2 protein-coding genes are annotated in these 1,331 nt (G+C 69.0%); one reads left to right on the top strand and one right to left on the bottom strand.

The window, feature by feature from the left end; translation table 11 throughout:
* Positions 1-310: L-lactate permease (locus PLL68_RS15305; RefSeq protein ID WP_324535576.1), on the bottom strand; the 310-nt coding region annotated here is incomplete at its 3' end.
* A 169-nt stretch (positions 311-479) separates the two neighbouring features.
* Between PLL68_RS15305 and PLL68_RS15300 the strand changes: the two genes are divergently transcribed.
* Positions 480-1,280, top strand: coding sequence for a FadR/GntR family transcriptional regulator (locus tag PLL68_RS15300; RefSeq protein ID WP_324535574.1), 801 nt, complete (start codon positions 480-482; stop codon positions 1,278-1,280).
* Positions 1,281-1,331 lie beyond the last annotated feature (51 nt).

The raw sequence follows: 1,331 nt of genomic DNA, 5'->3' as shown, positions 1-1,331 counted from the left end.
GGACCGTGACCTGGTAGAGCAGGATCGCCGTGAAGACGATCCACATGATCGGGAACAGGCCGAACGCCGCGCCCTGGGTCGCCGCGAGCACGGCGAGGTTGAGTGGCATCCCGAAGAACAGGGACGCCACGAGGATGGCCACGGCCACCGAGGTCAGGCCGGCCCAGTGAGCCTTCCACCGCAGCGCGCCGAGGGTCAGGAACACGGTGATCAGGGGGAGCAGGGCCACCAGGGCCGAGATGGCCAGGCTGTCCGCCACCGGGGAGATGTCCGGTTGGAAGGCGGTGGGTACGAGGGGCAGAGCAGTCATTGGTCCTCCGAGTCGCACGACGTTGGGCTCGATCCCCAATGGTCAGACCATTCGGGTTGGGAAGACGATAGGGGTAGCGGATGGGGTCTGTCAATGGTCAGACCAATAATTCCCACCAATGGTCGGACCTCTCTGTCCAAGACGGGCGGGGTACTGCCATTCTTGGGGTGTGAATGACACCGTGGCACCCCTAGCGACAGAGAATCTTCGTCCCGCCGGCGACTTCATCGCCGGCCCCAGTCCCGCGGTTGAGGTTCCCACTGTCGAGACAGCTCCCGGCATCCGCGCGTTCGAGGTCGTGCTGACCTGGGTGGACGAGCGGATCCTCGCCGGTGAGCTAGGCGTTGGAGACCACCTGCCAGCCGAACGCGAGCTGGCACGGATGCTGGACGTCAGCCGGGCAGCCGTGCGCGAGGCGATCCGCACCCTCCAGGCTCAAGGCGTGGTCAGGTCGTCGGTGGGTGCGGGTCCGGCCGGAGGCACGACGATCACCGCCGTGCCCAGCCACGCGCTGAGCCGGCTGCTGCGCCAGCACGTCGCCCTGGCGAACTTCCCCCTGCACGACGTCATCGAGGTCCGGGTCGCGCTCGAGCGCCTCAGCGCCCGGCTCGCGGCCACCCACGCCAGCGCCGACGACCTCGCGGCGATGCGCGACCTGCTCGACACCATGGACGACCCCGGCATCGACCGGGCGCACTTCAACGACTGTGACACGGCGTTCCACGTCACCGTGGCCGCAGCCGCGGGCAACGTACTCGCCCGCGACTTCACGGCCGCGATCCGCGAGTCGATGCGCCTGCCCATCTTGGATCGGTTCCGCACGCTTGACTCTTGGGGCACCGTCGCCCCCGCACTCCGCCGCGACCACGAGGCGATCTACGCGGCGGTCGCCCGCGGGGACGGCACGGCCGCCGCAGCACTGGCCGAGGAGCACATCCGGTCAGCGTGGCACCTCCTGAACCCCGTCTAGGGGAACTCGACGGTGGTCCCGACACCGCGCTCCAGGGCCCGGTCGAGCACG

This window comes from Ornithinibacter sp., from assembly GCF_035443565.1.
GTDB lineage: Bacteria > Actinomycetota > Actinomycetes > Actinomycetales > Dermatophilaceae > Fodinibacter.
Note: the sequence above shows the minus strand (reverse complement) of the source record. Positions and strands in the feature narration are given on the sequence as shown.